Here is a 25,883-nt window from a genome sequence, read left to right on the forward strand (position 1 = left end):
AACTCCCGTGCTTGATCGTAAGTTGGTGATCCGGTGTGGACCGGGATGTTGATGTAGTTGGCGATGGTTCCTTCTGGCGTCTCCGCGGATTTCGAGGGTCGAAGATTGATGATCGTCTGGATGCCGAGTTCTTGGGCGGCTTGGTAACCTTCTTCATCCGGCAGCGCGCAGCGGTAGAGTTCTGGTGAGACTTGGTGAAGATTCGAAAGTCGCGGGCTTTGGATTGGCTGGGCCCAGCTGTCAGGGCGTGGTTCGATTGCGGGGGTGTAGACGCAGGCTGTCGAAAGCACGCCTGCGGCGGCGATCATCGGGATCAGGGCATTCATCGTCAGCGGGCGAGTTTCCACGCCCTCAGCTATTGCCGGGAAGACAGACTTGTCGAGCGGACATCAAAAAACCCAAGTCGACTGGGAGCTTTGGCCTACGGCATCGCGGGGTGGTCAGGAGGAGGGTTTTTTGGGTAGATTCAATTCCAGCGCCCCCCGACTTCCGGCGTTTTTTTTAAATGGCCCGTGCCCCAAGCCCAGCAGGCAGGCCATGTGTTCCATCGGCTGCCTCGATATCCGATTTCCTCCGCCATCGAGCCGAGGAAACTCCGGAGGCTTTGGCGTTTCGTTTTCTCAAGGACGGCGAGACCGATGAGGTCGAGGTCACGTACTCGGAGCTCCGGCGGGATGCGCTGGCGGTGGCGGCTGGTCTGATCGATCGCAAGTTGGGCAGTGAGCCGGTGTTGATCACGGCTCCTCCCGGTCCGGCCTTCATGGCTTCACTTTTCGGTGCTTGGAATGCCGGTGCCATCGCTGTGCCGGCCTATCCGGCGAAAGGGAGTCGTCATCGGGCACGTCTCGAGGCGATCCGGAAAGACTGTGGCGCAGTGGTCTGCCTTGGTGAGGTGCCGACCCGGGAACTGGCTGGTCTGACTTTTCTCGATCCCTCAGAGATGGCGTCGGATGAGATCGAGTTCGAGCCGGCTGCGAATGACGGGCTTCCCTGTCTGCTTCAATACACCTCCGGATCCACGGCTTCGCCGAAAGGGGTCGTGCTGCGTCACGGGACATTGATGGGTCACCTCGAGCGGATCCATGAAGCGCTCGAGCCGCGTGAGTTGGATTCGATTCTGAGCTGGTTGCCGCCGTATCACGACATGGGTCTGGTGTTGAAGCTTCTCTACTCGCTGCGTGCGGGGACTCCCTTGACCTGGATGGCGCCGGATCACTTCGTACAAAAGCCGGCGCGATGGTTGCAGGCGATCAGCCGCTATCGCGCGAACATGAGCGGCGGTCCGAACTTCGCACTCGAATGGTGTCTTCGCTCCGTTTCGGATGAGGACCTCTCCAGTTTGGATCTCTCGTGCTGGACGCTCGCTCCGATTGGGGCCGAGCGGGTGCGTCGTGACACGCTCGAACGCTTTGCCGAGCGTTTTGAGCCCTGTGGCTTTGATCCGCGAGCCCTCAGTCCTGGATACGGTTTGGCGGAGGCGACGCTGGTGGTGAATTCCCACGTCTTCGACGACTCCGAACAGTGGCGGGTTTCGCAGCGCGATTCCAGACAGGTTTCCTGTGGCAAGTGCATCGGAGGAACACGTCTGAGGATTGTTGATCACGACAGTCGGAAGCCATTGCCGGAAGGCGAGACCGGTGAAATCGAGATCGCCGCCGAGTCGCTTGCCGATGGCTACTGGAAGCGAGCCGAGGCGTCGGCGGAGGCCTTTCGCGATGGCTGGCTGAGATCCGGGGATCTTGGATTTGTTGAGGAGGGCAATCTTTACGTCGTTGGCCGGATCAAGGATCTGATTGTTGTCGATGGCGTCAATGTTTCGCCGGAAGACATCGAGGCGGTGGCGATTTCGGTGGAGCCGAAGCTGGTCGCGGTCGGTGCTTTCCCGGTCGATACGGGGCGTGGTGAAGGCACCGGACTGGCTATCGAACTGGGCGGACTGGCGAAGGACGATCAAGCGGAGTTTTGTGCCGGTCTGCGAGTGGCGATGGCGTCGCGCGGCGAGTATGCGGTGCAGCGAGTCCTGCTGGTCAGGCCCGGCCTGTTGCCTCGGACGACGAGTGGCAAGATCCAGCGTCATGGCATCCGCGAGGCCTTCGAACAGGGCAGACTGCCGGTGGTTTTTGACGATGGAGCGTCGAGTCTGCCTGACGAAGTGGATGGAAATCTAACAGTGCGCGAGTCGCTGATGGAAGCGGTCGGGGAAGTCACGGGTCATGCCGGTCTGCGACCCGGCGACAGCCTTTCCACTCTCGACATCAGTTCGATCGATGCGACCCGGATCATCGCCCACTTGCGGGCGTCGACCGGGGTCGCGATCGATCATTCGGATTTCTTTGATGTCGCAGACTTTCAGTCGCTTGCGGATAGGATTGAGAAGCGCCAGCCGGCGGCTCCGCTTGAGGAAATCGTCCCGGGTTCCGGTCGCGAGTCGGGCCGCATCAGTCATTCCCAGGAGCGGATGGCCTTCCTGCACCGGCTTGAACCGGAGAGCGCCGCCTATCACGTGTTCGGTGCGCTGGAGATGCGTGGTCCGCTCGATGTCGAGGCGCTTGAAAAGGCCTACCAGCACTTTCTGGTCTGCCATCCGATCCTCCGGACCCGTTCGATCGAGAAGGATGGGCAGGCGTTGATGAGCTTTGACAGTCCGACTTCGCCGATTGAGCGGCGTTCCGGCGAGGTGACTGTGGAGCTCGCTGACTTTGCACGGCGGCCCTTTGATCTGGCTTCGGAATCCCCGATCCGTCTTTGCCTGATTGCGACCGGACCGGAGCGGCATGTCCTCGGGCTTTGTGCGCACCATGTTGTCGCCGACGGTTGGTCGGCGAGGGTTTTCGTGAGTCAGCTGGCAGCAAGCTACGAGATTTATCGTAGCGGTAAAGTTCCGGATGTGTTTGCGATGGGTCCGGATTTCGTCGACTATGCCGCGTGGCAGCGGAAGCGGATTGACGACGGTGCCGCTGATGAGCAGATCGCGTACTGGAAGGAGCACCTCAAGGGTCACGACGGGAAACTCGAGCTGGTCACGGATTTCAGTCGTCCGCCGACGGTGGGCTCGAACGGTAGCGCGGTTCTGCGCGACCTTCCGGGCGAAATTGAGGTGGCCATTGCCGAGCTTGCGAGGAAGTGCCGGGCGACGCCGTTCATGGTCAGGTTCGCGGCCTGGCTGATGCTGCTTCGGTCGCACGGTGGCGGAAATGACCTGGTATCCGCGGTGCCGGTGGCCAACCGTCATCATGCCATCGCCGGTGATCTTGTCGGCACCCTGGTCAACACGTTGCCCCTGAGGGTCACGCTTGATGAAGGCGAGAGTTTCACCGATCTGATCGAGCGTGTTCGCAGCGCCTCCTTCGGGATGCAGGCGAATCAGGAGGCGCCTTTTGAGAAGATCATCGAAGCGCTGAGGCCGGAGCGGGCGCGTGACCGGGCACCGATCGCGCAAGTGATGTTCGATCACCAGGAGCTGCCGATGCCACGGAGTTGGGGCGGTGGACTGGAATGCACGCCGATGCTGATTCACCGCGGCGCGGTACAGTTTGATCTTAGTCTGGTGAGTGTTCGTCTTCCGGACCGGACGCAGCTGGTGTTCGAGTATCGCAGCGATCTCTTCCGTGAGGAAACCGTGCGAGCGATGTTGGATCGCTACCTTGCCCTGCTGAGGACCGCCTGCCGTGCACCTGAAACGGCGGTCGGGCGACTCGGCGTGTTGTCGGAAAATGATGGCCGTCAATTGGAGGACTTTGCCAATGGTCCGGAGCGGCCGGGCTTTCTCGAGAAGACGACTTTGGAGATGGTCGCCGAGCGCGTGTTGCGCCATCCCGGGCGGTCGGCCTTTGTCACACCGGAGGCATCACTCAGCTATGAGGATCTCGCAAGCCGCTCCGATGCACTTGCTGCCGGGCTCCGCTCCGAGGGGGTGAAGCGCGGAGACCGTGTCGCTCTACTTCTTGATCGCACGCTCGACCTTCCTTGCGCCTTGCTCGCAATTTGGAAATGCGGCGCCGCCTATCTCCCGCTCGATCCGAGCAATCCGGCGAGTCGTCTTTCCCTGATCCTTGAAGATCAGCAAGCGATCCGTGTGCTGGTGTCGGCAGAGTACAAGGATCGCGTGCCTGAAGGCATCGATGTGATCGAACTCGAGGCGTCGCTCTTCGATCATCCTGCTGGTGAGAACGAGTCACCTGACCTTGGGGATCCCGCATACATTCTCTACACCTCCGGTTCGACGGGAAAGCCGAAGGGCGTGGTGATTCCGCACGTCGCGCTGTCGAACTTTCTCCTCAGCATGGCCGAGACTCCGGGCTTTAGCGAAGGCGAGAAGCTGCTCGCGGTGACCACCGTTTCTTTCGACATCTCGGGTCTCGAGCTCTTCCTGCCGTTGGTTTGCGGGGGGACGGTGGATCTCGTTTCCAGCCAGACAGCGCGCGATGCCGCCGCGCTTCGCAAGCGACTGGAAACCGCTGATCCGGAGGTGATGCAGGCGACTCCGGCAACCTGGCGGATGCTGATCGATGCCGGATGGCAGGGTTCGTCAAAGCTGCGGATCCTTTGCGGTGGCGAGGCCATCGACCTGCCGCTGGCGCGGAAACTGCGGCCGCTCGGTGCCGAGCTGTGGAACATGTACGGACCGACCGAGACGACGATCTGGTCGACCGTCTGGCCGGTCCCGGCGGACCCCGAAGGCATCACCATTGGGCGCCCGATTGCCAATACTTCGATCCGGATTCTCGATTCCGCAGACCTACCAACGCCACCGGGCATGCCCGGTGAACTGCTGATCGGTGGCGATGGTCTGGCGATTGGCTATTGGAAACGTGAGGAGCTGACCGCCGAGCGTTTTGTCGTGATTGGCGGCGAGCGACTTTACCGGACCGGTGACCTCGCGAAGTGGCTTCCAAATGGTGAGATCGAATGCCTTGGCCGGACCGATGACCAGGTCAAGCTGCGGGGTTTCCGGATCGAGCTTGGGGAGATCGACAACGCGATTCTTTCCCATCCGGAGGTCGAGGAGGCTGCTACGATACTCATAGGAGATCGACTGGCTGGATATTTTCGTTCTTCCTCCGGTGTCGGGATCCGCGTTCTGAACGATCATCTCAAGGCCTTGTTGCCGGACTACATGGTTCCCGCGCTGCTAATTCCGATCGATGTTTTTCCGCTGACGGCGAGTGGCAAGATCGACCGCAGGGACCTTGCTTCCCGGGCGCTTCCCATGGCGGAGACGGGTGGCGGGCCGGAGGCGATGGACCCCTTGGTTCACGACCTGACCCGGCTGTGGGCAAGGGTGCTGAAGGTCGACCAGGTGGCTCCGGATGATGACTTCTTCAACCTTGGCGGGCACTCGTTGCTGGCGGCCCGACTCGCCACGGCGGCGAGCCGCGAGACGGGGCTTCAGATTCCTCTCGACTGGTTGTTCGACCGTCCCACGCCGGCGGGCATGGCCGAGCGATTGCGTTCGGATGCGGCGGCCGATCTGGCACGCCCGCGGGCGATCCCGCTTTCGAAGGGCGGCGGCGGGAACCCTCTGTTCTGGGTTCACACGCTTGTGGACGGCGGGATGGGACTGCTGCCTTATCGTGAAACTGCCGCCATGCTTTCCGATGTTACCGATTCCTACGGCATTGCCGAAGGCACGAAGACCTTTGATTCCCTCACCGAGATCGCGGCGGCGCATGTGAAGAGCATTCGCTCGGTGCAACCGCAGGGGCCTTATCGCCTCGCTGGATTTTGTTTCGGTGGCAATGTTGCGGCCGAGATCGCAAGTCAACTCACCGATGCGGGTGAGACCGTTGAGTTGCTTGCATTGTTAGAGTCCAGTCCGCCGCGTGCCGGTGTGAGGCGTGGTTGGTGGTTGAGGCTTGGCAACTGGCTCCACATTTTTGAACGGCTGCCCTCACGGATCGGCAGTCTGATTCGGCGCGATGGCACGAGCTTCCTGCGCCGTCTGAAGATGAAGCAGCGTGCGGCGTCGTCGAAGGTCGAGCAGTTGGTCAAGAAGGACGAGTTCATTCCCGATCTGCATGGGGTGCTCGATCTGGAGGTGCTTGATGACGACTCCCGCGAGCGGGCAATCCGGCATTGGGAGGCGCTGCATCGGCATGAGGCACGGCTTCCAAACGCCGAACGACTGGTGCTGATCCGTGCCTTTGATGAAGGCTGGCTGCCGCGCGATCCGAACCTTGGATGGAAGCCGCCGACGCCGTTTGAGATTTATACCGTGTCCGGCCGGCATGAGGAGTTCCTGAGGAATCACTCGGCGAAGGAGGTGGCGACGGTGTTGAGGGGCTTGTTTTCGCGGAAGCGGGATCAAGGCTGAGGTCTTGATTCGCCTCGATCAATTCTCTTGCGGATGAGCCAAATCGAAAGCGACAGGAGCAGCAGGCTTGTGATGATCCAAGTCCATCGTGAGTGGGAGATTGGGTTGGCTGCCTGCTCATTGCCGGTTTCCGGGATCACCAACTTGGTCGCCACCGTTTCAGGGATATCGTGACCCCGCTCGCGCAGCGCCATCACTGCGGCAGACCTGACGGGAAAGTCCAGTTTGGTGCCATCCTTGGGAGAGCTTGAAACTCTTCCGGTGGCCGGGTGTCCGAGGTATTGTTGCAGCAATGCGGTATCCTTCGGATCGCCAATCGAAGCCACCAGGCGGATGGCATTGCAAAGACCTCGGTAGTTGGAGCTCTCTGGATAGTCGGCGCTTTGATTCTTCTTACTCTTGGTGAGTTGATTCCAGTATTCCAATCGCTCGGGCTGAAGCTCTTCTCTCAGTAGACTTCGCAAGGCATCGCCCTTTGCTCGAAGGGCTTCCTCTTTTTTCCTGGAGGATCGATTGCCTTGCAGCCGCTGAAGAAAATCCAGAGGCCGAGTGGCGAGAAAATGGTCGATGACCTTGGTTTCCCACTCTTGTGGCTGATTGTCCAATGATGGAAGCAGGACAAAGTAGGCTTCCCACAGCAAGGCATCGTCCTTCCCGATCCACTGCTGCATCCACGGTCCGGCCTGATTGCCGATATTCCGTCTGGCCAACCCGGCCAATCCGGCACGAATGCGCGGCTCCCGCTGGTCATCGAGGAAGCGAATGACCTGTTCCTCCGGGTAGGATCGGACGCCAAAGGAATGCGTGGCGAGGAATTGCGCGGCGGAGTCGCCGGCTGCGAGGTCGTCGCCATCGAGGGCTTCAACGGCGAGCTCGACCAGGCGTTTGGAGGATTCGGGCAGTGGCTTCCGATAATCTCTGGATCGAGAGGAATGGAGGTGGTTGGGGTTGCGGAAAGTCAGAAATCTCCAGACCACCCCCGGGCAGTTTTCCGGTGTTCCGTAGGCTGGATCGCTGGTGTTTTGGATGGCGGCAAGGCAGCGATCGACAAGCATCTGCTCGTCTCGGTGCGCGAGCCATGCATCCGTGAGGATTGCCTTGATTCGTTCGCGGAACTGGAGGTCCGATGAGATTTCATCGCTCACCCAATCGATGATGAGCTGGCGTCCCTCCAGGCATTGCTGGCTGTTGCGAAGGAGTTCCAGCATGGCTGCGAACTCTTCCGGGTTTTTGGCGACGAGGTTGTCGCCCCATCGGCCTTCGATGAGCCCCATTTTGAATTCCCGATGGAGGGTGTCGCAGCGGCCGGCGTTTGCCATGACCTCAGCGAGTTCCGCGGCGACATATTTGCCCCGGATCGGGGGCGTGCTGAAGTAGACACCATTGGCCCAGCTCCGGTATCGGATCATGGCGTCGGTGTCGCCGCTGGCAGGGGTGATCCCGCTGACCGCAAGGGCGGATCTTGCTGGAAGGTCCCGCGGTGGGAATGTGGTTCCGCAGCCGGGTTTGATCGGTTTGCGGTCGAACCAATGGCCGCCGATCCGGACTTCGGACCAGACATTGGATGACGGCCCGATGATGCCACGGATCGGCTCGTCGGTATCGTTGATCAGGTAGAATACGGCGTAGCCATCTCGTTGATCCGACAGGTCGGGGATCAAGTGGACTCCACCGGCGGGGTGCTGGACACGTGCCGGGAGTTCATCGAGAGGGATGACCTTGCGCAGGTTGGAACCATCGACGCGTGAGGGGTCTTTGAGAATGAAGGGATGGGCAGCAGGAGCCGATTCTCCTCGAAGGGGCGTGAGAGCGAGGAGCAAGGACGCCGCGATCCAATTTGCCTGTGAAATCGAGATGCGGATTTTTCGGGGGCGCATCGATAACTCCTTTCTCTGGACCGAGAGGGGTATCGCTCACTGGGTCTGAATTTGCGAGCTGATTTGTCGGGCTGGGAAGGAGAGTTTGGGCGCCAGGAATGCCGCCTTGCCCACTCATGGCGCTTTGGAAAGCGCCACTCCTTACTCGGCGGGCTGCATGGCGGGGTCGGTAAGGGTCTTGAGGAAGGCGACGAGAGCAGCTTTGTCGGCTTCGCTCAGGCCGAGGCCGGTGGGGTGTTTGGCGAGGTTGGGGTCGAGGGTTTCGCTGAGCTCGAAGCCGGAGTTGTAGTGATCGATCACTTCCTCGAGCGTGGCGAAGCGGCCGTCGTGCATGTAGGGGGCGGTGAGGGCGACGTTGCGCAGGCTTGGAGTGCTGAACTTGTAGCGGTCGCTTTTTTTGCCGGTGGTTTTTTCGAGGCCGAGGTCATCGGTGGTGCTGAGGCCGGTGTTGTGGAAGGAGTGGTCGGTGAAGAGCGCACCGCCGTGGCAGTGGAAGCAGTCGGCACCGAGCTGGCCGAGGCGCGGTTCGGATTCAGTGAAGAAGAGTTCGAAGCCACGTTGTTCTTCGCTTGTTAGAGTGTCTTTGCCTTTGAGCGATTGGTCGAGTTTGGAGTCGAGGCTGAGGCGGGTGAGCAGGAAGTTCTCGATCGCGAGCCCGATGTTTTCCGGGGTGATGTCTCCGGAGCCGAAGGCGGCGGCGAAGAGGGGAGGGTAGGTGGGGTCGGTCTTGAGTTTGGCGACGACGTTCTCCAGCGACTCGTCCATTTCGAGGTGGTCTGAGATGGGGATGAGGGCCTGGGTGCGGAGGGTGTCGGCACGGCCGTCCCAGAAGAAGCTGCTTTTCCAAGCGAGGTTGAAGAGCGGCATGGAGTGGCGGTTGGCGTGGTCGCCATCGACGCCGGGGCTGAACTGGCGGGGGTCGCTGAGGGTTTCGCCCTGGTGGCAGGAAGCGCAGGAGATGGTGTTGGTGCGGGAGAGCTTGGGCTCGTGGAAGAGTTTTTCGCCGAGGGCGACGCGGGTTGTTAGAATGGGGTTGTCGCTGGGGAGGGCGGGGAGCGGGATGTGCTTGGGAAGGGTGATGGGGTAGCCTTGGGGATTGGCGGGGAGGTCGATCGGCGCGGGGGGATTCGGTGGCCTGGGGATGCCGCCTTTTTGGATGCCAGTGATGCGGAAGGCGGATGGGAGCTTGGTTTTGAGGTGCTCGGCGACGGGGTCGCCCTCGGCGGAATGGGTGGTGGCTCCGTCTTTAGCAAAGGACAGGTCTGTTAGAAGCTTCTGGGGGTCGAGCGCAATGGTGACGCGGGATTCGTGGTGCAGGTCGAGTTTGATCGGGAGCGTGATCTTCGTGCGGTTGGGATCGCGGGCGAAGTGATAGGCAAATCCGCCGGGGTGATTTTGACTTCGGGGTTGATCAGTGGGCGGGACGCCCACGCTCCCCTGTTGTGGGTCGGCGCGCCAGTGACCTTCGAGGGCGAGGAAGATGTAGCCGCCCTGCCAGTCCCAGTGGAGCTTGTTGAGGTTGGGATTGAGGGGATGGTTGGCGGTGTACTGGGCGGGATCGGAGTGATTGGTCTTTTCGTCCGGTCCGATGTGGAAGGTGATCGCGGTGATCTTTTCTGCAGGGAGATCGGGAAGCGTGAAGGTGGTGCCTCGTGTGGAAATGAAGGCGGTCGAGTTCGGGATGACGAGGGTGTTGCCGGTGGAGGTGGTTAGAGAAAAGTCGGTGGCCAGCCATTCGAGTCGGGTGAGGGAGAAGGTTTCGCTACTGGAGTTCCCGTAGCGGAGGGAGTCGATGAGCAGGGGTCTGCCGTCGACTTCGTGGATGAAGTCGAGGTGTAATGAAGTGCCAAGTGAGCAGTGAGCAGTGAGCAGTGATAGGCTAAGCACGCATTTGGCGAGGCGAGACGCCTTGGCTTTACTCATCATGGCTCCTGTGGGTGAAGGATTTGCAAGAGTTTATCCTGATTGGGAGCTCAGGGGGATTTGATGATCTGGATGGCGTTGAAGACCCGGGTGGCACCGGTGTTTGGATTGTTGGGAAAGGTAACGGTCGCGGTGGTGTAGGGGGCGGAGATGGTATCCGGGACGGTGCATTTTATCCAGAACTGATCATAGGTATCAGACGGATCGAAGCGGGCGATGAAGGTGGCAGTGACGCCATCAACGGTGATCGAATCAGGGGCGAGACCGGCATTCATCGGGACTCCGGCGGGACCGGTTTGGGTCGGAAGCTGGAGGTAAAGGGTGTCGCCGGTGGGTATGGGGGGAACCAGCGATTGGTCTTTGGCCAGCAGGGCATTGTAGGCGGCTTCGTGTGCGTCGCCGGGATTCGGTGGGGTGGTGAGAGTGTTTGATTCGACGCCGTTGCTTCCCAGCTCATACATCTGGTAGGTCGGGATGTCGTCAGGGTCGGAGACGTCTTGGAATGAAATGAGTTTGTACTGCGGCCAGTCGTCCATCATGAGGGCACGGCCATCGAGGTCGTTGAGTCCGAATTTCTCGGCAATGATGGAACGGTCGGCCATGTCGGTGCCACGGAAGATGGGAACGAGGGATTGGGAGTGGATGTCGATTCCCTGGGTGGCCGTGGGGACATTGATGTTGGTCAGTTCAAGGATGGTGGCGAAGAGATCGACGACATGGACCATCTTGTCGGTGGTGCCGGTGACGGTGACATCGGGTCCGGTGGCAAAGAAGGGCACGTGGATGCCGCCTTCATTGAGCGAGCCCTTGGCGGCGGCGAGTCCGCCTGCGGGAGCCTGATCGACCTGGCCGGGAGTGCCGTTGTCGCCAACGACGATGATATTCGTGGTCGTGAGATCGACGGATTCAAGGAGCCGGCCAATTTCGTGATCGAGGGCTTCGAGCATTTTGATGTAGAGGTCGCGATTGGTGCTGCCGTCGGTGGAATAGTCGATGTCGACGTAGGGGGCAGGGTCATGAAAGGGATCGTGGGGGGCGTTGAATCCCATCCAGACGACCCAGGGATCGCTGCCTTGGGAGGTGATGAATGAAGCGGCTTCGTCAACCTGAACGGAGGTGGCGTAGGGAGTGGCGTAGGTTCCGGGGACGAGGGTGGTAACATCAGTGCCGGTGTCGGTGAGGATGCCGTTCTCAATTTTTATCCGTGTCCAAGCGGCGTAGTCCGGCACGCCACCGCTGAGAGTGCCGGTGAAGTTCGGCCAGCCGCCGTTCGTGAACGGTCCGGAATCGCCGGAGCCGAGATGCCACTTTCCGAAGGAAGCGAGGCCGTAGTCGGGGGCTTCGGTGCTGATGATTTCCGGGAAGGTAAGTTCGGAGGAGGGAAGGGTGGAGTCGGCCTGCGGGTTGCCGACGGTGTGCTGGTAGGGTTGGCGGCCGGTGAGCAGGGTGGCGCGTGTCGGTGAACAGATGGGTTGGGCATAGCCTCGGGTGAAAAGGAGGCCGGCGTCGGCGAGGGCTTCGAGGTTCGGCATGTTGGCCAGCTGGGCTCCGGGCTCTTCGTTGTAGAGTGCGGACGAGTCGATGCCCCAATCGTCAAGAATGAGCAGGAGGACGTTGTGCTGCGGGCCCTCGCTGACGATGGAATTGTCGTAGGCGAAGCCGTTGTCATCGAAGGGAGCGAGATACTGGAACTCGGCGCGGTAGAAGCGGGATGGATCCGTCGCCGCGCGGTTTGGATCGATGAGGGTGGTGGAGGAGCTGTCGGCGCGCGGGGAGGCCACCGATTCCCATGGTTCTTCGAGATCCGAGGACTCGATGAGGTATTGGCCACCTTCGACGGTGGACCAGGTGATGGTTACGTCGCCAGTGTCTTGCTCGACTTCGATCGATTTGGTTTCAAGCGCTGCTTCCGGTCCACCTTCCCAGATGGTCGTGACATTGGCCGGGATGGTGACGTTGTTCGCGCCCTGGACGGTGCCGAAATAGTAGCGGCTGATATTGTAGGGAAAGACCGGAGTGCCGTCGGCGGCGATGCAGGAAAAGTAGGCCCAGGTTCCGGTCGGGAATTCCGGAGTCACGCACCAGCGGACGTTGTATTCGTCGAGGTCGAAGTCGGTGCCGAGGATCAGGCCGAGGTCGCCCTTGTAGGCGTAGTCTTCAAGGTAGTGACCAAGGGTGTAGGTGGCATTGACGACGGGACCGTATTGGCTGGTCGCAAGCGGATTGGTACGGGCGTCTTCGTTGCGGGTGATCCATTCGGGAAGGGTCGTGCGGCCGACGGCAGCGAGATTGGTGGAGCCGTTCGAGCCGTCGCGCATCTGGTAGCCGGATATCATGCGCCGTACTCCGCTGCCGGGATCGAGCGGGTCGGAATAGCCGTAGGGGCCATAGAGGGGGAAGCCGTCGAAAGTCCAGGCGAGAATCGGGGAGTGGCCGCCATCGGGAGCTTCGGTATAAGTATTACTGGAGATATCGTAGTTTACGGAATCCCCAAGCAGGTGACGAAGTCCCGGCGGATTGGCATGGTAGTGATGGGTGCCGCCTGCCTGGTGGGCGAATGCCGGGTCGAAGGTATCGGATTCATTGACGTAGGCATCGCGGTTCCAGACGTCGTCGCCGATGTCCTGCCCGTCGCCAGGACCGGAGTCACGCATCTGATCGCTGATGTAGGAGAAGGCATCGCGCGAATCGAACATTGCGACGCCGTCCACAAAGTATCCGATCGCGCCAAGTCCGGTGAGAGGTTTGGGCATGGGGGCCTCTTCGGGAGTCAGCGGGAAGCGGGCGGTGCGAGCGATATTGGCCGGGTAGTTCGGGAAGAGGTTGCCGTTTCCTCCGTACCACGGGCCCATGACGTGGAAGGCGAGGCCGGAGGTGCGGATGTAGAGGTCGCTGTCAGTGGTGGAGACCTCGCTGACGCCGGCGTAGGTGGGGCTGGGTTGGCTGGCGCCGCCATTCGGGTGGTTCCAACTGGTCTGGGGCTCGATGGCATTTTCCTCGGTGACGCTTGGGTAGACCCGCGCATACTGTCCGGAAAGGTCGGTGAACCATGAGGAGGTGATCGGATCAGCGAGGAGGAGTGGGGTGAGGGCAATGGAAATGAAGAGTGAGCGAATCATGGAAGAGGTGGCTTTCAAGGCGAAACCGCAACGGGAGGAAAGGGTTGCTATTTTGATTGTTAAGACTCTGTGAGTTCGCGTTCCAGGGAAAGAAAAAGCCGCTCACGCGGGATGCGGAGCGGCTTTGAATGGAAGGTTTCGGGATCTCAGCGTCCCGGGCCGCGTGGTCCTCCACGGGGTGGGCTGTCTGGGCCCCCTTGGCCACCTGGTCCTCCGCCTGGAGGTCCATCTTCGGGCATCTTGAGTCCGGCTTCATCGGCGCTGAGTTCCCCATCCTCGTCTTTGTCGAGCGTGGCGAGGGATGCGGAAGCCGCTTCGATTTCCTCTTTGGAAAGATCGCCGCTTTTGTCGGTGTCGATGGCTTCCATGATGCCCGATGGTGGAGGTGCGGGAGGACGATTCTGATCGTCATCTTTTCTGAGCCGGCGTTTGGGGCGCTCGGGCTTGAGTTCTTCAACGCTGAGGGCTCCGTCTTCGTCCTCGTCGAGCTTGAGCAATTGCTTGGTCGCGTTCTTGATTTCCCGTTTGGAAATTTGGTGGTCGCGGTCTTTGTCGATCGCCCTGACCACCGCTTCAGGAGGTGGGCCTTCGGGGGGACCTTGAGCGAGTGTGTGAAGCGTGGCTCCGAGAAGCATGGCAGGGATAAGGTAAGTAGTTTTCATCAGTTCTGTTGGACGTTACCCCGTGAATCTGGGCTTCGATTGTGTGGGAATTGTGTCGAAAGGGCGTTTGTTTGTAATGGATGTGTAAAAGTGGGCGGATTCGCCATTTTTCCCGAATTTTGATCAAACTTCTGGCTAGATTGACGGCCTTATTCTTGGTCAAAATAATTGATCATGAAAAATGTCATAAAACACTGGTTTACAGAGTGCTATAACCGTCTATACCGCAATTGGACGCTAAGTCATACCACAAATGGACGGACTAAAATACCACAATTGGACGCTTGTTAATACCGCAATTGGACGCTAGGGTGTGCCGCAAATGGACGGACCTGAATTCATGCTGCCGAGGCACCTGCAGAGGGCCATGGATGCCGCCTTGGCGGACACCCCGGTGGTGTGCCTGCTGGGGCCGCGGCAGTGTGGGAAGTCGACGCTCGCCCGGGCGCAGAAGGCCTCGCGGAAATTTCTCACGCTGGATGACGTGAACCTCCTCAATGCTGCGCGGAAAGACCCGGAAGGTTTCGTCGGGCGTCTGCCGGACGAGGCGACGCTTGATGAGGTTCAGCGCGTTCCCGAATTGCTGCTCGCGATCAAACGGAGCGTCGATGAAGACCGTCGACCTGGCCGATTTCTGCTGACCGGCTCGGCGAATCTTTTGCAACTGCCGAAGCTGGCCGACTCCCTGGCCGGGCGGATGGAGTGTCTTTATCTACAGCCGCTGAGTGAGGCGGAGAAGAAGCGCAGCAGCGGTTCGTTCGTGAAACGTTGGCTCGCGGGGGAGCTGTGGGATAGCAAGCTGATGGAAGACACGCCAGGGCCATCAAGCCTGATTCGACGAGTTGTGGCCGGCGGCTATCCCGAACCGCAGGGCCGGACGCCTGAGCGCGCGCGCCAGTGGCACCGGCAATACCTGCGTGCGGTGATTGATCGCGATGTGCATGATGTGGCGAAAGTCCGCGACAGCAGCGAAGTCGCGCGTCTGTTAGAAGTGCTGGCTCATCAGACGGCGAATCTTTTGAATACCTCTTCGATGGCCAGCGACCTGCATCTGGATCGTCAGACGGTGGACCGTTATTTGACGGTGCTGGAACGGCTGTTCCTGATTCGTCAGCTGCCGCCGTGGTTTCGGAACTCGGCCAAGCGTCTGATCAAGACGCCGAAAATTCATGTGATCGACAGTGGCTTGGCGGCATCGCTGGCCGGACTGGCGGCAGAGGATTGGAATGCGAAACGGGATCGCTTCGGACATCTGTTAGAGTCCTTCGTGGTGCAGCAGTTGATCGCGCAGTCAGGCTGGACCGATCCGGATCTGCGCTTCTGGCACTACCGTGACAAGGACCAGGTGGAAGTTGATGTGGTGATCACCCGTGGTCGTGAAGTCTGGGGTGTCGAAGTGAAGGCTTCAGCCACCTTGCATGATACCGACGGCAAGGGATTGCGGCGGCTCGCGTCGCAGGCAGGTGATGATTTTCGTGGTGGTATTGTCTTCTACGACGGTAGGTCGATCCTGCCGTTGGGCGGTGATCGGCGGATGATCGCGGTGCCGCTGGAGCTGCTTTGGAAATGGTGATGGCTTAAAGATTTCGAGTATTTTGTGGTTTGACAGTAGAACCACTTCTTTTTTAACAAGTTCACATGAACAGTATTTCTTCAGGCCCGAGTGAAGTGCTCAAGGAGGTCTTCGGCTTCGATGACTTTCGTGATCACCAGCAAACGCTGGTGGAGGGGCTGCTGGCGGGGAAGGATGTTTTCGGCGTGATGCCGACGGGTGGTGGCAAGTCGCTTTGCTATCAGTTGCCGGCGGTGATGGCGGAGGGTTGTGCGGTGGTGGTGAGCCCGCTGATCGCGCTGATGAAGGATCAGGTGGACGCGGCGCGTGCGAATGGGATCCGCGCCTGCTGCGTGAATAGCTCGATCAGTAGCGAAGAGCGCCGCGAAGCGGCGCGGGCGTATCGGGCGGGGGAGCTGGATCTCCTTTATGTCGCGCCGGAGCGGCTGTCAGGTGGCGGGTTTCTGGATCGGTTACGCGATTGTCCGGGCGGGGCACCGGCCTTTTTCGCGATCGATGAAGCGCACTGTCTTTCCGAATGGGGCCACGACTTCCGACCGGACTACCTTTTTCTCACCGAGCTGCGAACGCATTTCCCCGACACGCCGATTGCCGCCTTCACCGCGACCGCAACGGAGAAGGTGGCGGCGGATATCGAAAAGAGTTTGAACCTTGAGCAGGCGGTCAAAGTTCGGGCCTCGTTCGACCGCCACAATCTCTACTACGAGGTGCGTGCGAAACGGGACTGGGAACGTCAGTTGTTAGAATTTGTTCAGGCGCGGAAAGACGAGTGCGGGATCATCTACCGGACGAGCCGCAAGAGCGTGGAATCGACGGCGGATTTCCTGCGCCGGAATGGAGTGGATGCGAAGGCCTACCACGCGGGGATGGAGGCGGACGATCGCAAGCAGACGCAGGAGGATTTCATTCGCGACAACTGCCGCGTGATCGTCGCGACGATTGCCTTCGGCATGGGTATCGACAAAGCGGACGTCCGCTACGTGGTGCATGGCGATGTGCCGAAGAACATCGAGAGCTACTATCAGGAAACCGGTCGTGCCGGACGCGATGGGGAGCCCTCTCATTGTTTGCTGCTCTACTCGCCGGGCGATGGGATGAAAATCCGCGGCTTCTTTGATGATGTGGCGGACGAGAATGAGCGGAACCGTCTGCTCGGCCTGCTCCAGGCGATGGAGAATTTCGCGGCCAATCCGAGTTGTCGGCGGAAGGCGCTGCTTGGGTACTTCGCGGAAGACTATCCGAAGGAAAGCTGCGGGAGCTGTGATTTCTGCGATGGGAATTTCAAGCAAAGCGACGTCACTCGTGAAGCGCGGATCGTGATGTCGGCGATGGCACGAAGCGGTGAGCGATTCGGTGCGGTACACGTTTGCGACATCGTCACCGGGGCGAATACGGCGAGGATCCGCGAAGCGGGCCACGAAAGCCTGAAGACCTACGGCGTGGGTGCCGACCGTCCGAAGAGCTATTGGCGCGGGGTGCTGGATGCCTTGGTGGGTGCGGGTGCCGTCAAATTTTCCGAAGGCAGTTTCCCGGTTCCTAAACTCACGGGGAAAGGCTGGGCGATTCTCAAGGGCGAGCAGAGTTTTGCGATGCATGAGGACCAGCGCGTGGAGCCGGAGAAAAGCTCACGCAGTCGCCCGGCGGAGGAAAGCTTCCCCTTTCACAGCGGTCTCTTCGATCATCTACGTCGCTTGCGGAAGGAAGTGGCTGATGAGGTCGATGTTCCGCCGTATGTGGTCTTTGCCGATCGCACCTTGCGTCAGATGGCAGCGTTGATGCCGGCGGATAAAGGAACTTTGGCGAGGGTTCATGGGATGGGTGAGCATAAGATGTTTACCTATGGACAGGCCTTTCTCGATGCGATCACGGAGTATCTAAGCGATCATCCGGAGGCGGTTTCCGAGCGGCTTGACAAGCTTCCGAAGGCTCCCGTTTTTGACCCGAGAGGCATCAAGAACGGACTTGCGGCCACCTATTTGGAAACCGATGCGCTGCTCGCTGCCGGGCTGACACTCGAACAGATCGCGGCCAAGCGTGATCTGAGTCTCAGCACCATCGAGACCCATGTTGGCAAACTGATTGAGGACGGCCGCGAGTTGGATGTTCGGAAATACCTCAGTGAGGAAAAGGAGGAACTGATCCGGAAGCTTTTCGCCGAAAACGGCACGGAGCCGCTGAAGCCGATTATCGAGGCGGCGGGTGGTGAGGTCAGCTATGGGCAAGCGAGGATCGTGCTGGCTTTGGTGAATTTGTGAGGACTGGCTTGGGGGTGGGTCCTGCTTGATGGGGAATATGGAGACGGACTTTGGAAGTCCGTTGGTTTGGCCGGGAGGGTTTGTTGTGAGCGTGGGGGGTGGTTTGGGCTGCTGGGCTTGGGCGGAAGGACTTTAAAAGTCCTTCTCCATATTCTGGTCGTCTCTCGGTCTTGCTAATGGGAAAGTGAGCTATGGTGAGGCGAGGATCGTGCTGGCTTTGGTGAATTTGTGAGGACTGGCTTGAGGGTGAGCCCTGCTTGATGGGCTATACGGAGACGGACTTTGCAAGTCCGTTGGTTTGGCCGGGAGGGTTTGTTGTGGGTGTGGGGCGTGGTTTGGGCTGCTGGGCTTGGGCGGAAGGACTTAAAAAGTCCTTCTCCATATTCTGGTCGTCTCCCGGTCTTGCCCTCGGCGGGGGGGCGGTCCAGATTCGGCCTGCCCGATGTCCGACTCTTTCGTCCACCTCCACCTCCACACGGAATATTCGCTGCTCGATGGCATGGCCCGCTGCAAGCAGGTGGCGGCCAAGGCGAAGGAGCTGGGGATGCCGGCGGTGGCGATGACGGACCACGGTAACCTCTTCGGCGCCATTGAGTTCTATCAAGCCTGTCAGAAGGAGGGCGTGAAGCCGATCCTCGGTTGTGAGATCTATCTGGCACCGGGGAAATTGGAGGACAAAAAGGAGGTCCCAGGGCGCAAACGCTCGTGCCACATGACTCTCCTCGCCGAGACGAATGAAGGCTGGGGGAATCTTCAGAAACTCGTCTCACTCGGGCACCTCGAAGGATCCTATTACGGCAAGCCACGCGTTGATCGCGAGGCGCTGCGAAAGTATTCGGAGGGCATCATCTGCCTGAGCGGCTGCATTTCCGGGCCGGTCAATGAGTGGCTCCGGGCCGACGATTTCGACAAGGCCCGCGAGACGATGGCCGAGCTGATCGACATCTACGGGAAGGAGAACCTCTACGTCGAGATCCACAACCACGACCTTGAGCCCCAGCGGAAGGTCACACCCGGTCTGCTCAAGCTGGCGAAGGAGTTCGATCTGAAACCGGTGGCGGCGAACGATGTCCACTTCCTCAATCCCGACGACCACGAGGCGCACGACGTGATGATCTGCATCGGCACCGGCAAGTTGCTGATCGATGAGAACCGGATGCGCTACACGCCGGAAGTGTATTTCAAATCAGCGGAGCAGATGCGTGCGTTGTTCGCCGATGTGCCGGGTGCGTGCGATGCGACTTTGGAAATCGCCGAGCGCTGCAATGTGGAGATCAAGCTGGATGCGACAAGCTCCGAAAAATACCCGCAGTTCGAGTCGCCCGACGGATCGCCGCGTGAAGAGTATCTGATGACCGTCTGCAAGGAAGGTCTGGTCCGCCGCTACGGGGAGGAGAAGGCGGCGCAGCCCGAGATTGTCGAACGACTCGAATATGAGGCGGGCATCATCAATCAGCTCGGATTCGCGTCGTACTTCCTGATCACCGCCGACTTCATTCAGTGGGCGCGGGATCACAACATTCCGGTCGGTCCCGGCCGCGGCTCGGCGGCGGGGTCGCTGGTGGCCTACGCGATGGGCATTACTGACATCTGCCCGCTCAAGTTCGGCCTGCTCTTCGAGCGCTTCCTGAATCCGGAACGGGTCAGCCCTCCCGATGTCGACATTGATTTCTGTCAGAGCCGCCGTCCGGAAGTCATCGATTACGTCCGCCAGAAGTACGGCGAACGTAGTGTTTCCCACATCATCACCTATGGAACTTTGGGCGCGAAGAGCGTGCTGCGTGATGTCTCGCGGGTGATGGGCGTGAGCTACGGCGAGGCGGACCGCATTGCCAAGATGATCGAGGCGAAGCCGGGCGTCACCCTGAAGAAGGAATGGGATGCCAAGCCGGAACTGGTCGAGCTGATCGAATCGTCATCGACTTATCAGGAACTCTGGGACTACGCGCTCAAGCTCGAGGGCCTGACCCGGAACGTCGGCATCCACGCGGCGGGGGTGGTGATCGGTGACCGCTCGCTCGATGAGCATGTGCCGCTGACGCGCGGCAATGAGGGCGAGGTCGTGACCCAGTATGACATGGGCGCGATCACCGAGGTCGGCCTGCTGAAGATGGATTTCCTTGGTTTGAAAAACCTGACGGTGATTCAGGACGCGGTGGAGCATATCCGCGTGCATCATCCGGATTTCGTCATCGAGGAGGTGCCGCTGGACGATGCGAAGACCTTCGAAATTCTCAATCGCGGGGAAACGATGGGTGTGTTCCAGCTGGAATCCGGCGGCATGGTCGAGACCTGCCGCAAGTACCAGATCGAAAAGATCGATGACATCATCGACCTTCTCGCGCTCTACCGTCCGGGTGCGATGCAGTTCATCGATCAGATGATCGAGGTGAAGAAGGGGCGCAAGAAGCCCTTCTACGAGCACCCTCTGTTAGAGCAGGTCAGCGGCAACACCTATGGGGTGATGATCTATCAGGAGCAGGTGCAGAATGCGGCCAAGCTGCTGGCGGGATACTCGCTCGGTGGTGCGGACCTTCTGCGCCGTGCGATGGGCAAGAAGGACCCGGCGAAGATGGCCAAGGAGCGGACGAAGTTCGTTCAGGGCTGCAAGGAAACCAACGGTATCGACGAGAAGATGGCGAATGCGATTTTCGAGAAGATCGAGATGTTTGCCGGATACGGATTCAACAAATCGCACTCCGCCTGCTACGGTCACATTTCCTACTGGACGGCTTACCTCAAAGCGAACTTCCCGGTCGAGTTCATGTCGGGTCTGCTGTCGAACGAGATCAACAACACCGACAAGATCGGCGTCTTTGTTTCCGAGTGCCACCGGATGAAGATCGAGATCCTGCCGCCGGACATGAACAAGTCGAAGCTGCGTTTCGCTCCGGAGAAGACACCGAATGGTGCGATGGCGATCCGCTACGGATTGGCGGCGATCAAGAATGTCGGGGGTGGTGCGATGGCGCAGGCGATCGAGAACCGGGAGAAGGACGGCCCCTTCGAATCGCTCGATGATTTCGCCAACCGGCTGGATTCAAAAACCGTCAACAAGCGGATCCTTGAGAATCTTGCCAAGGCGGGGGCTTTCGACTGGACCGGTGAGACCCGCGCCGGGATTTGTGCCCGCCTTGAACAGGTTTGTGCGAGTGCGTCTTCCGCCCAGAAGGATCGTGCGGCAGGCCAGGTGGCGCTTTTTGATACGATGGACTATGGTGGTGCTCCGGCAGTCTCCAACACGTCGGGCGCGGTCGCGGTCGAGGAGTGGAGCAAGGACGAGCGCCTGGTGATGGAGAAGGAACTGCTCGGTTTCTATGTGACCGGTCATCCGCTCGACAAGTTCCGCGCCGTACTCGACTCCGATCGTTACCAGAAGCTGGGTTTGGTCGATGATATCGAGATGAAGGGGCCGCGCGACCGCTATGCCTTTGCTGGAATGATTCGCAGCGTCGATGCGCGGGTGACGAAGACGGGCAAACCTTTCGGCATTCTGGTGATCGAGGATTTCACCGGATCGCGTGAAGTGATGGTCTGGGGTGAGAGCTTTGTGCCGGCGCGTGATGCCGGGATCATGGTCCCGGGGACGGTTATTCGTTTCAAAGCGGCGATCCAGATTGATGACCGAACTGACTCGCGAAAGCTGACGGGATCGGAATTCAGTGAACTCAAGATTCGCGGGAAGGGCGGGAATGGAAAATCCGTCGAGCTGACCTTGTGGACCGCCCGGCATTCGGAAGTCGATCTCGAGGAGATCCGCTCGGCGATTGGAGCGAACCCCGGCAAGACCCCGGTGGTGCTCCATTTTCAAAACTCCGCGGGCAAGCGCGCGACGATGGAGCTGGGTGAGGAGTTCAAGGTTCGCCGGGGGGAAAAAATGGAATCGGCGCTGGGACGCTGGATGGATTGAACAGGTGGCATGACAATCTCGGTCAGGTCTTGTTACTGGGACAAGATTGACTCGGTGAAATGAAGCAGTTTGATCACGACCGGGACGGTCATGCCACGGGTGCACGGGCGGAACTTGGTTGCTATGGAATGGCGACGCTGAGGCGGTAAAACTCTCGCGGTAGCGTGGAGGCGTCGAGCGTGACCCGGATGTTTGCGCCCTCTGGAGTCACGGTGACCGGGCCGCTCCAGGGTCCGCCGATCGGGCGACTGGCGACGTTGCCCCATTCATCCGGTTTGAGCGACGTGGATCCTTCGATGGCAATGACGACATCGTCAGGAATGGGATTGGCGAGGAGGAAGAAAAGTTGGCCGTTCTCGAACTGAGGGGCGTTGGAACGTCCATCGTTTTGGGAGGTCGGATCGGTGCCGAGGATTTGTTCGATGCCATTGAGCAGGCCGTCGCCATCGAAGTCGAAATCGAAGGCTGCCCCGGCGTCGTCGCGGCCGCCGGGTAGGTCGGCGAAGTAGGTTTGGGCGTAGCCTTGGTAAGAAGTGATGGGATCGATCTTACGAGTCAGCCAGCCGGCCAGATTGAGGGCGAGCTGTTGGTTGTCGAAGCGGGTGATGTTGGTGCCGGCTCCGTTCAGGTTGAAGAAGGTGTTGCGGTCGAAGTGGCCGATGACGCGGCCATAGCCGGCTTCGACGGCCACGAGTGAGGCGTCATTGCTGGTGACCGGGCGGCTCGACCCCTGACCGCTGGCGCTGTCATTATTGCGCGTGTTGCCTTTGGCTGAGGCGAGTTTGGTGATGGTCGTGCCGGGGGGAACCGGGAGTTGATTGAGCACGAAAGGAGAAACACCTTCGCCATCGAATTGATCCACGTCGGCAAGGACCGGGTGGCTCGGGGTGGTGAAGTCGCCGGAACTACGGAACAAGGAGTAGGTGCCTTGGTCCTGATTGACGACGAGTCCGAAGCGGCTGAGGAAGCTCTGGTCGGAATCGGGAGCGTCGGGCCAGGAGCCGCCGAAGTTCGCGTCCGAAATGAACATGGCGCTGCCTCCGCGTTCGCGGATCCAGGTTTCCACGGCATCGGTCGAAGCCGTGGAATAGGTGGTGTTGTTCGACCCGAAGACCAGCAGGTCCCAGGCATCGAGATCGAAGACCGAGAAATCGATGGCGATGCCTTGCGAGGCACCGCTGGCATTTTCCGCAGTCTCGGTGATCTGGTCGACGATGTAGCCTTCGTTTTCCAAGGCAAGCCGCAGTGAGTTCCAGCCGTGGTTGCCGCCGGAGGTGGAGGTGTTGGTGATGTCGGCGAGCTGTTCGGTGCGTTGGCTGTCGTTGCCTGCTTCGAGGAAACCGCCTGAGCGATCGGCTCCGCGGACGAAAAGAATCCGGCAGGCATCGGCCGCCGGGGAGAGATGGACAATCCAGTCTTCGCCGGGCGAGCTGGGTGCGTTGCCCAGATTGACGGTGGCGCCGCCGCTGACGGTCGTGACGGAGCCCTGCGCGAAGCCACCGTTGCGTGGGTCGAACCAGCGGACCACGAAGTCACCGGCGGCGGCGCTGAGGTCGAGGGTCACGCCACCACTGCTACTATTGTCGCCGTTGTAGAGTTGGACGACGTAGTGGGTGCCTTCGGCGGCGAGGCAGCGGTTGGCGTTGTCGCCGGCACCGGAGACGAGGTCATTGCGGTTGACCATGGTCCAGAAGGGGGCGCCGGAGTTGTTCCAGAAATCGAGGAAATGGCGACAGACGTCCCAGAAATTGTCGCGCGAGCGGAAATCCTGGCAGGTGAGGTCGGAGTTGGGGAAGCCGTAGCCGAAGTACCATTCGACGCCGGCACCGCCGGCGAGGGCATTGCCCCAGAGGGCGTTCTTGCGGCCGTCGACGTGGGAGCTGCCGGGATTGCTGTCGGGTCGCAGCGAGTTCTGGGCATCGCCGGGCTCGTCGCAGGCCACGACCCACTTTTTGCCGGCGGTTGCGGACTGGGTGACCCACTCGAGGGTGTCGCCGAAGACCTGGTTGAAGGCACTGTTCGAAGTCTGAAGCGAGAGGCCGTGATACTCGGAATTCGCACCGAGCAGCGGGGTATAGACCGTGTTTTTCTGACCGGGGTAGGTGTGGAGGACGACCGGATGCTGGTAGGGGTCGTTGGCGGCGAACCAGGCGGCGATCTGTTTACGGACGGTTTCGGAGTTGGTGTTCTCCTCGCCGACATTCCAGTTGAGCGCGAGCTGGTGGCCGAATCGGGCGACAAGCTCGCGGTAGTAAAGGATGCGTTCCCGTCCGAGGGAACCGCCATCCATGCGGTCGTCGTTTTCGGTCTCCTGCGTTTTGAAATGAAGGAACATGCCGCGCGTTCCACCGAAGGAGAAGATGCGGTTCCACTGCTCGAGCTTGGAGACATCGAAGCGGTCGTGGTGGACCTTGTTAGAGGCCCAGCGGGCGTTGTCGGCGGCGGATTCGTAGTCGGCGACGCTGTTTGTTAGAAGGTGGGGGAAGACGTTGTCGTCATCGCCATCAAGACTGAAGGTGAGGAAGGAAAAGGCGTTGAGGCCTTCGGAGGCGAGGTAGTCGATGGCACCCAGCAGCTCGCTGCCTTTTCCGCCCTGCCAGGTGAAGGCGGACATGGTGGCGGCGTTGTAGTCGCTGGCGTGCGGCGACCACGACTTGCGGAGGTTCGGCTGATTCTTCTGATCGTTCGGAGTGGCGTCGATGTCGTCGTAGGCGAGCAGGTTCTCCGGGGCGTCGGTGCCGCATTTCATGAAGAAGTCTCCGGTCTCGGCGAAGCGCAGGTGGTGCTGGCCGACGTATTCGAGGCGGCCCTTGGCGCGCAGGTCGGGGGCGGATTTATCGGTCGCGGCAATGCTGAAGGAGCCCGTGGCGCCATCGAAGAATCCGGCCGACGTGCCTGCGCCTGGGTCGGCATCAACGGCGACGTCGGTGCCGATGCGGAAGGAAAGGCTGTAGTTCCAAGTGCCGACCTCGTTGGGGGTGAAACGCACCTGCCACAGGTTGCCGGCAGTGGCCGAAGTGTCCGCAGCGATCCCGTCGGCCGCATAGAATCCCGGGACCAGATAGCTTTTGCCGGAGGCGGGATGGGTGAAGGTGGCGTCGAGGCGGTAGTCGGCGAAGGGATTGGGAGTCGCGGTTTCCGAGGTGGCGGGTCCGGAGCAGGCGAGGGTCAGCGTGTGCCATTTTTTCTCGTCGCCGGAGAGCGTGACGGTGGCCGACCCCTCGGGAAGGACGGTGACGGTGACTTGATCTGAGGAGCTCTCATCGCTGGTGCTGGTGGCATCGACTTGGAAGACATACTCGCCTTCCTCGAGATCGGAGGCGGTGAGAGCGGCAGTCGCCTGGCCGGCGAGCGTTGCCGTGTTCGGACCCGAGACTTGGGACCAACTGAAGGTCTGGGCGCTGCCATTCGCCGTCGTTGCCTGAAGCACGAGGGAATCGGAGGGCAGCAGCAGCGAGCGGTCGGGACCGGCACTGACGGAGAAAACCGGGGGAGGCCCGTCGACGACGGTGAAAGTGATGGTCAAGGGGGTACCTTCCGTTCCGTTACCGCCTGCACCGGTGAATGGGGTAGCTATCAGAGTGTGGGCTCCGTTGTCTAGGGAGCCGAGAGTGTAGTCGCCAGCGGGGCTGTCGCCGTAGAGAGCATAGGGTGCGACGCTCTCGGTCTGATTGTGGGTGGTCGCTCCAGAAAGCGCGAATTTGACACTGCCCGTCGGATCGGGAGTGGTGATGGCCCGAATGTTGAGGGCGGTGCCGGTCACCGAGGTGTCAATGGTCGCTCCGTCGGGAATGGGATTGAAGCCGGCCACCGGTAAATTGCTATTGGTGTCGATAAGGACCAGAGAATCAACGCTTTGAGCCGACAATTTACTTCCAAATCCGGCCAATGCGATAAGCCCTGCGATTCGGATCAGACCGGTCAAACGATTCATCGAGAACGACTACATCATTGAAGGGCAAAAAGGTAGTCGGCATTTTACGAAAGTTCATTTCAGATTGAACAAAACGGAATAAGGGGTTATAGTGCGAAGCGTGCCCGGCACCCGAGAAGAAGGAGCGACACCTGCGATTGGCATGAACGACCTGGAGAAGCAGGTGGTGGATGTCTTCGTCGATGGCGTGCGCGTGCTTGGATTGCCGCGTTCGATTGGGGAGATCTATGGTTTGTTATTCATTGCTCCTCAACCTCTTTCGCTGGACGACTTCGTCCTTCGTCTGGGCATCAGCAAGGGTTCGGCGAGTCAAGGAC

General features: G+C 60.2%; 9 protein-coding genes and 1 pseudogene. 4 read left to right on the forward strand and 6 right to left on the reverse strand.

The window, feature by feature from the left end; all coding sequences use genetic code 11:
- A pseudogene (locus WBG04_RS10070) lies at positions 1–326 on the reverse strand (hypothetical protein); the annotation flags it as partial.
- Positions 327–505: 179 nt separating this feature from the next.
- On the opposite strand from WBG04_RS10070, the gene WBG04_RS10075 reads away from it, so the two are divergent.
- A complete protein-coding gene (locus WBG04_RS10075; protein WP_424314287.1) occupies positions 506–6,313 on the forward strand; it encodes an amino acid adenylation domain-containing protein in 5,808 nt (1,935 codons plus the stop codon).
- Here WBG04_RS10075 and WBG04_RS10080 read toward each other — a convergent pair.
- The 4 genes from WBG04_RS10080 to WBG04_RS10095 form a co-directional block, all read right to left on the reverse strand.
- Positions 6,304–8,190 carry a hypothetical protein gene (locus WBG04_RS10080; RefSeq protein WP_424314288.1) on the reverse strand — a complete coding sequence of 629 codons (1,887 nt, stop codon included), beginning with the start codon at positions 8,188–8,190 and terminating at the stop codon, positions 6,304–6,306. The two genes, WBG04_RS10075 and WBG04_RS10080, sit on opposite strands and share 10 nt — an antisense overlap.
- A 141-nt stretch (positions 8,191–8,331) precedes the next feature.
- The gene (locus WBG04_RS10085) at positions 8,332–10,116 is read right to left on the reverse strand and encodes an MbnP family protein (protein ID WP_424314289.1); all 1,785 of its coding nucleotides are present in this window, start codon (positions 10,114–10,116) and stop codon (positions 8,332–8,334) included.
- A gap of 47 nt (positions 10,117–10,163) precedes the next feature.
- Positions 10,164–13,232: a sulfatase-like hydrolase/transferase gene (locus WBG04_RS10090; protein WP_424314290.1), complete on the reverse strand. Its 3,069-nt coding sequence runs from the start codon at positions 13,230–13,232 to the stop codon at positions 10,164–10,166.
- 146 nt (positions 13,233–13,378) lie between these two features.
- The gene (locus WBG04_RS10095) at positions 13,379–13,894 is read right to left on the reverse strand and encodes a hypothetical protein (RefSeq protein WP_424314291.1); all 516 of its coding nucleotides are present in this window, start codon (positions 13,892–13,894) and stop codon (positions 13,379–13,381) included.
- Positions 13,895–14,234: 340 nt separating this feature from the next.
- On the opposite strand from WBG04_RS10095, the gene WBG04_RS10100 reads away from it, so the two are divergent.
- The 3 genes from WBG04_RS10100 to dnaE all read left to right on the forward strand — a co-directional run bounded on the left by WBG04_RS10100 (position 14,235) and on the right by dnaE (position 21,632).
- Complete coding sequence (locus WBG04_RS10100) at positions 14,235–15,467, forward strand: ATP-binding protein (protein WP_424314292.1); 1,233 nt, start codon at positions 14,235–14,237, stop codon at positions 15,465–15,467.
- 65 nt (positions 15,468–15,532) lie between these two features.
- A complete protein-coding gene (gene recQ, locus WBG04_RS10105; protein ID WP_424314293.1) occupies positions 15,533–17,722 on the forward strand; it encodes a DNA helicase RecQ in 2,190 nt (729 codons plus the stop codon).
- Between the two features lie 442 nt (positions 17,723–18,164).
- On the forward strand, positions 18,165–21,632 hold the full coding sequence (gene dnaE, locus WBG04_RS10110) for a DNA polymerase III subunit alpha (protein WP_424314294.1): 3,468 nt from the start codon (positions 18,165–18,167) through the stop codon (positions 21,630–21,632).
- A gap of 121 nt (positions 21,633–21,753) precedes the next feature.
- Here dnaE and WBG04_RS10115 read toward each other — a convergent pair whose 3' ends face one another.
- The gene (locus WBG04_RS10115) at positions 21,754–25,566 is read right to left on the reverse strand and encodes a DUF5060 domain-containing protein (protein ID WP_424314295.1); all 3,813 of its coding nucleotides are present in this window, start codon (positions 25,564–25,566) and stop codon (positions 21,754–21,756) included.
- Positions 25,567–25,883: the final 317 nt, after the last annotated feature.

The sequence above is a fragment of the Haloferula sp. genome (genome assembly GCF_049672945.1).
GTDB lineage: Bacteria > Verrucomicrobiota > Verrucomicrobiia > Verrucomicrobiales > Akkermansiaceae > Haloferula.

Excerpts from the sequence above, each read along its gene's own strand:
- WBG04_RS10115 (WP_424314295.1), bottom strand. The coding sequence starts at position 25,566 with ATGAATCGTTTGACCGGTCTGATCCGAATCGCAGGGCTTATCGCATTG.
- WBG04_RS10085 (WP_424314289.1), bottom strand. The coding sequence starts at position 10,116 with ATGATGAGTAAAGCCAAGGCGTCTCGCCTCGCCAAATGCGTGCTTAGC.
- WBG04_RS10090 (WP_424314290.1), bottom strand. The coding sequence starts at position 13,232 with ATGATTCGCTCACTCTTCATTTCCATTGCCCTCACCCCACTCCTCCTC.
- dnaE (WP_424314294.1), top strand. The coding sequence starts at position 18,165 with ATGTCCGACTCTTTCGTCCACCTCCACCTCCACACGGAATATTCGCTG.
- recQ (WP_424314293.1), top strand. The coding sequence starts at position 15,533 with ATGAACAGTATTTCTTCAGGCCCGAGTGAAGTGCTCAAGGAGGTCTTC.
- WBG04_RS10100 (WP_424314292.1), top strand. The coding sequence starts at position 14,235 with ATGCTGCCGAGGCACCTGCAGAGGGCCATGGATGCCGCCTTGGCGGAC.
- WBG04_RS10075 (WP_424314287.1), top strand. The coding sequence starts at position 506 with ATGGCCCGTGCCCCAAGCCCAGCAGGCAGGCCATGTGTTCCATCGGCT.
- WBG04_RS10095 (WP_424314291.1), bottom strand. The coding sequence starts at position 13,894 with ATGAAAACTACTTACCTTATCCCTGCCATGCTTCTCGGAGCCACGCTT.
- WBG04_RS10080 (WP_424314288.1), bottom strand. The coding sequence starts at position 8,190 with ATGCGCCCCCGAAAAATCCGCATCTCGATTTCACAGGCAAATTGGATC.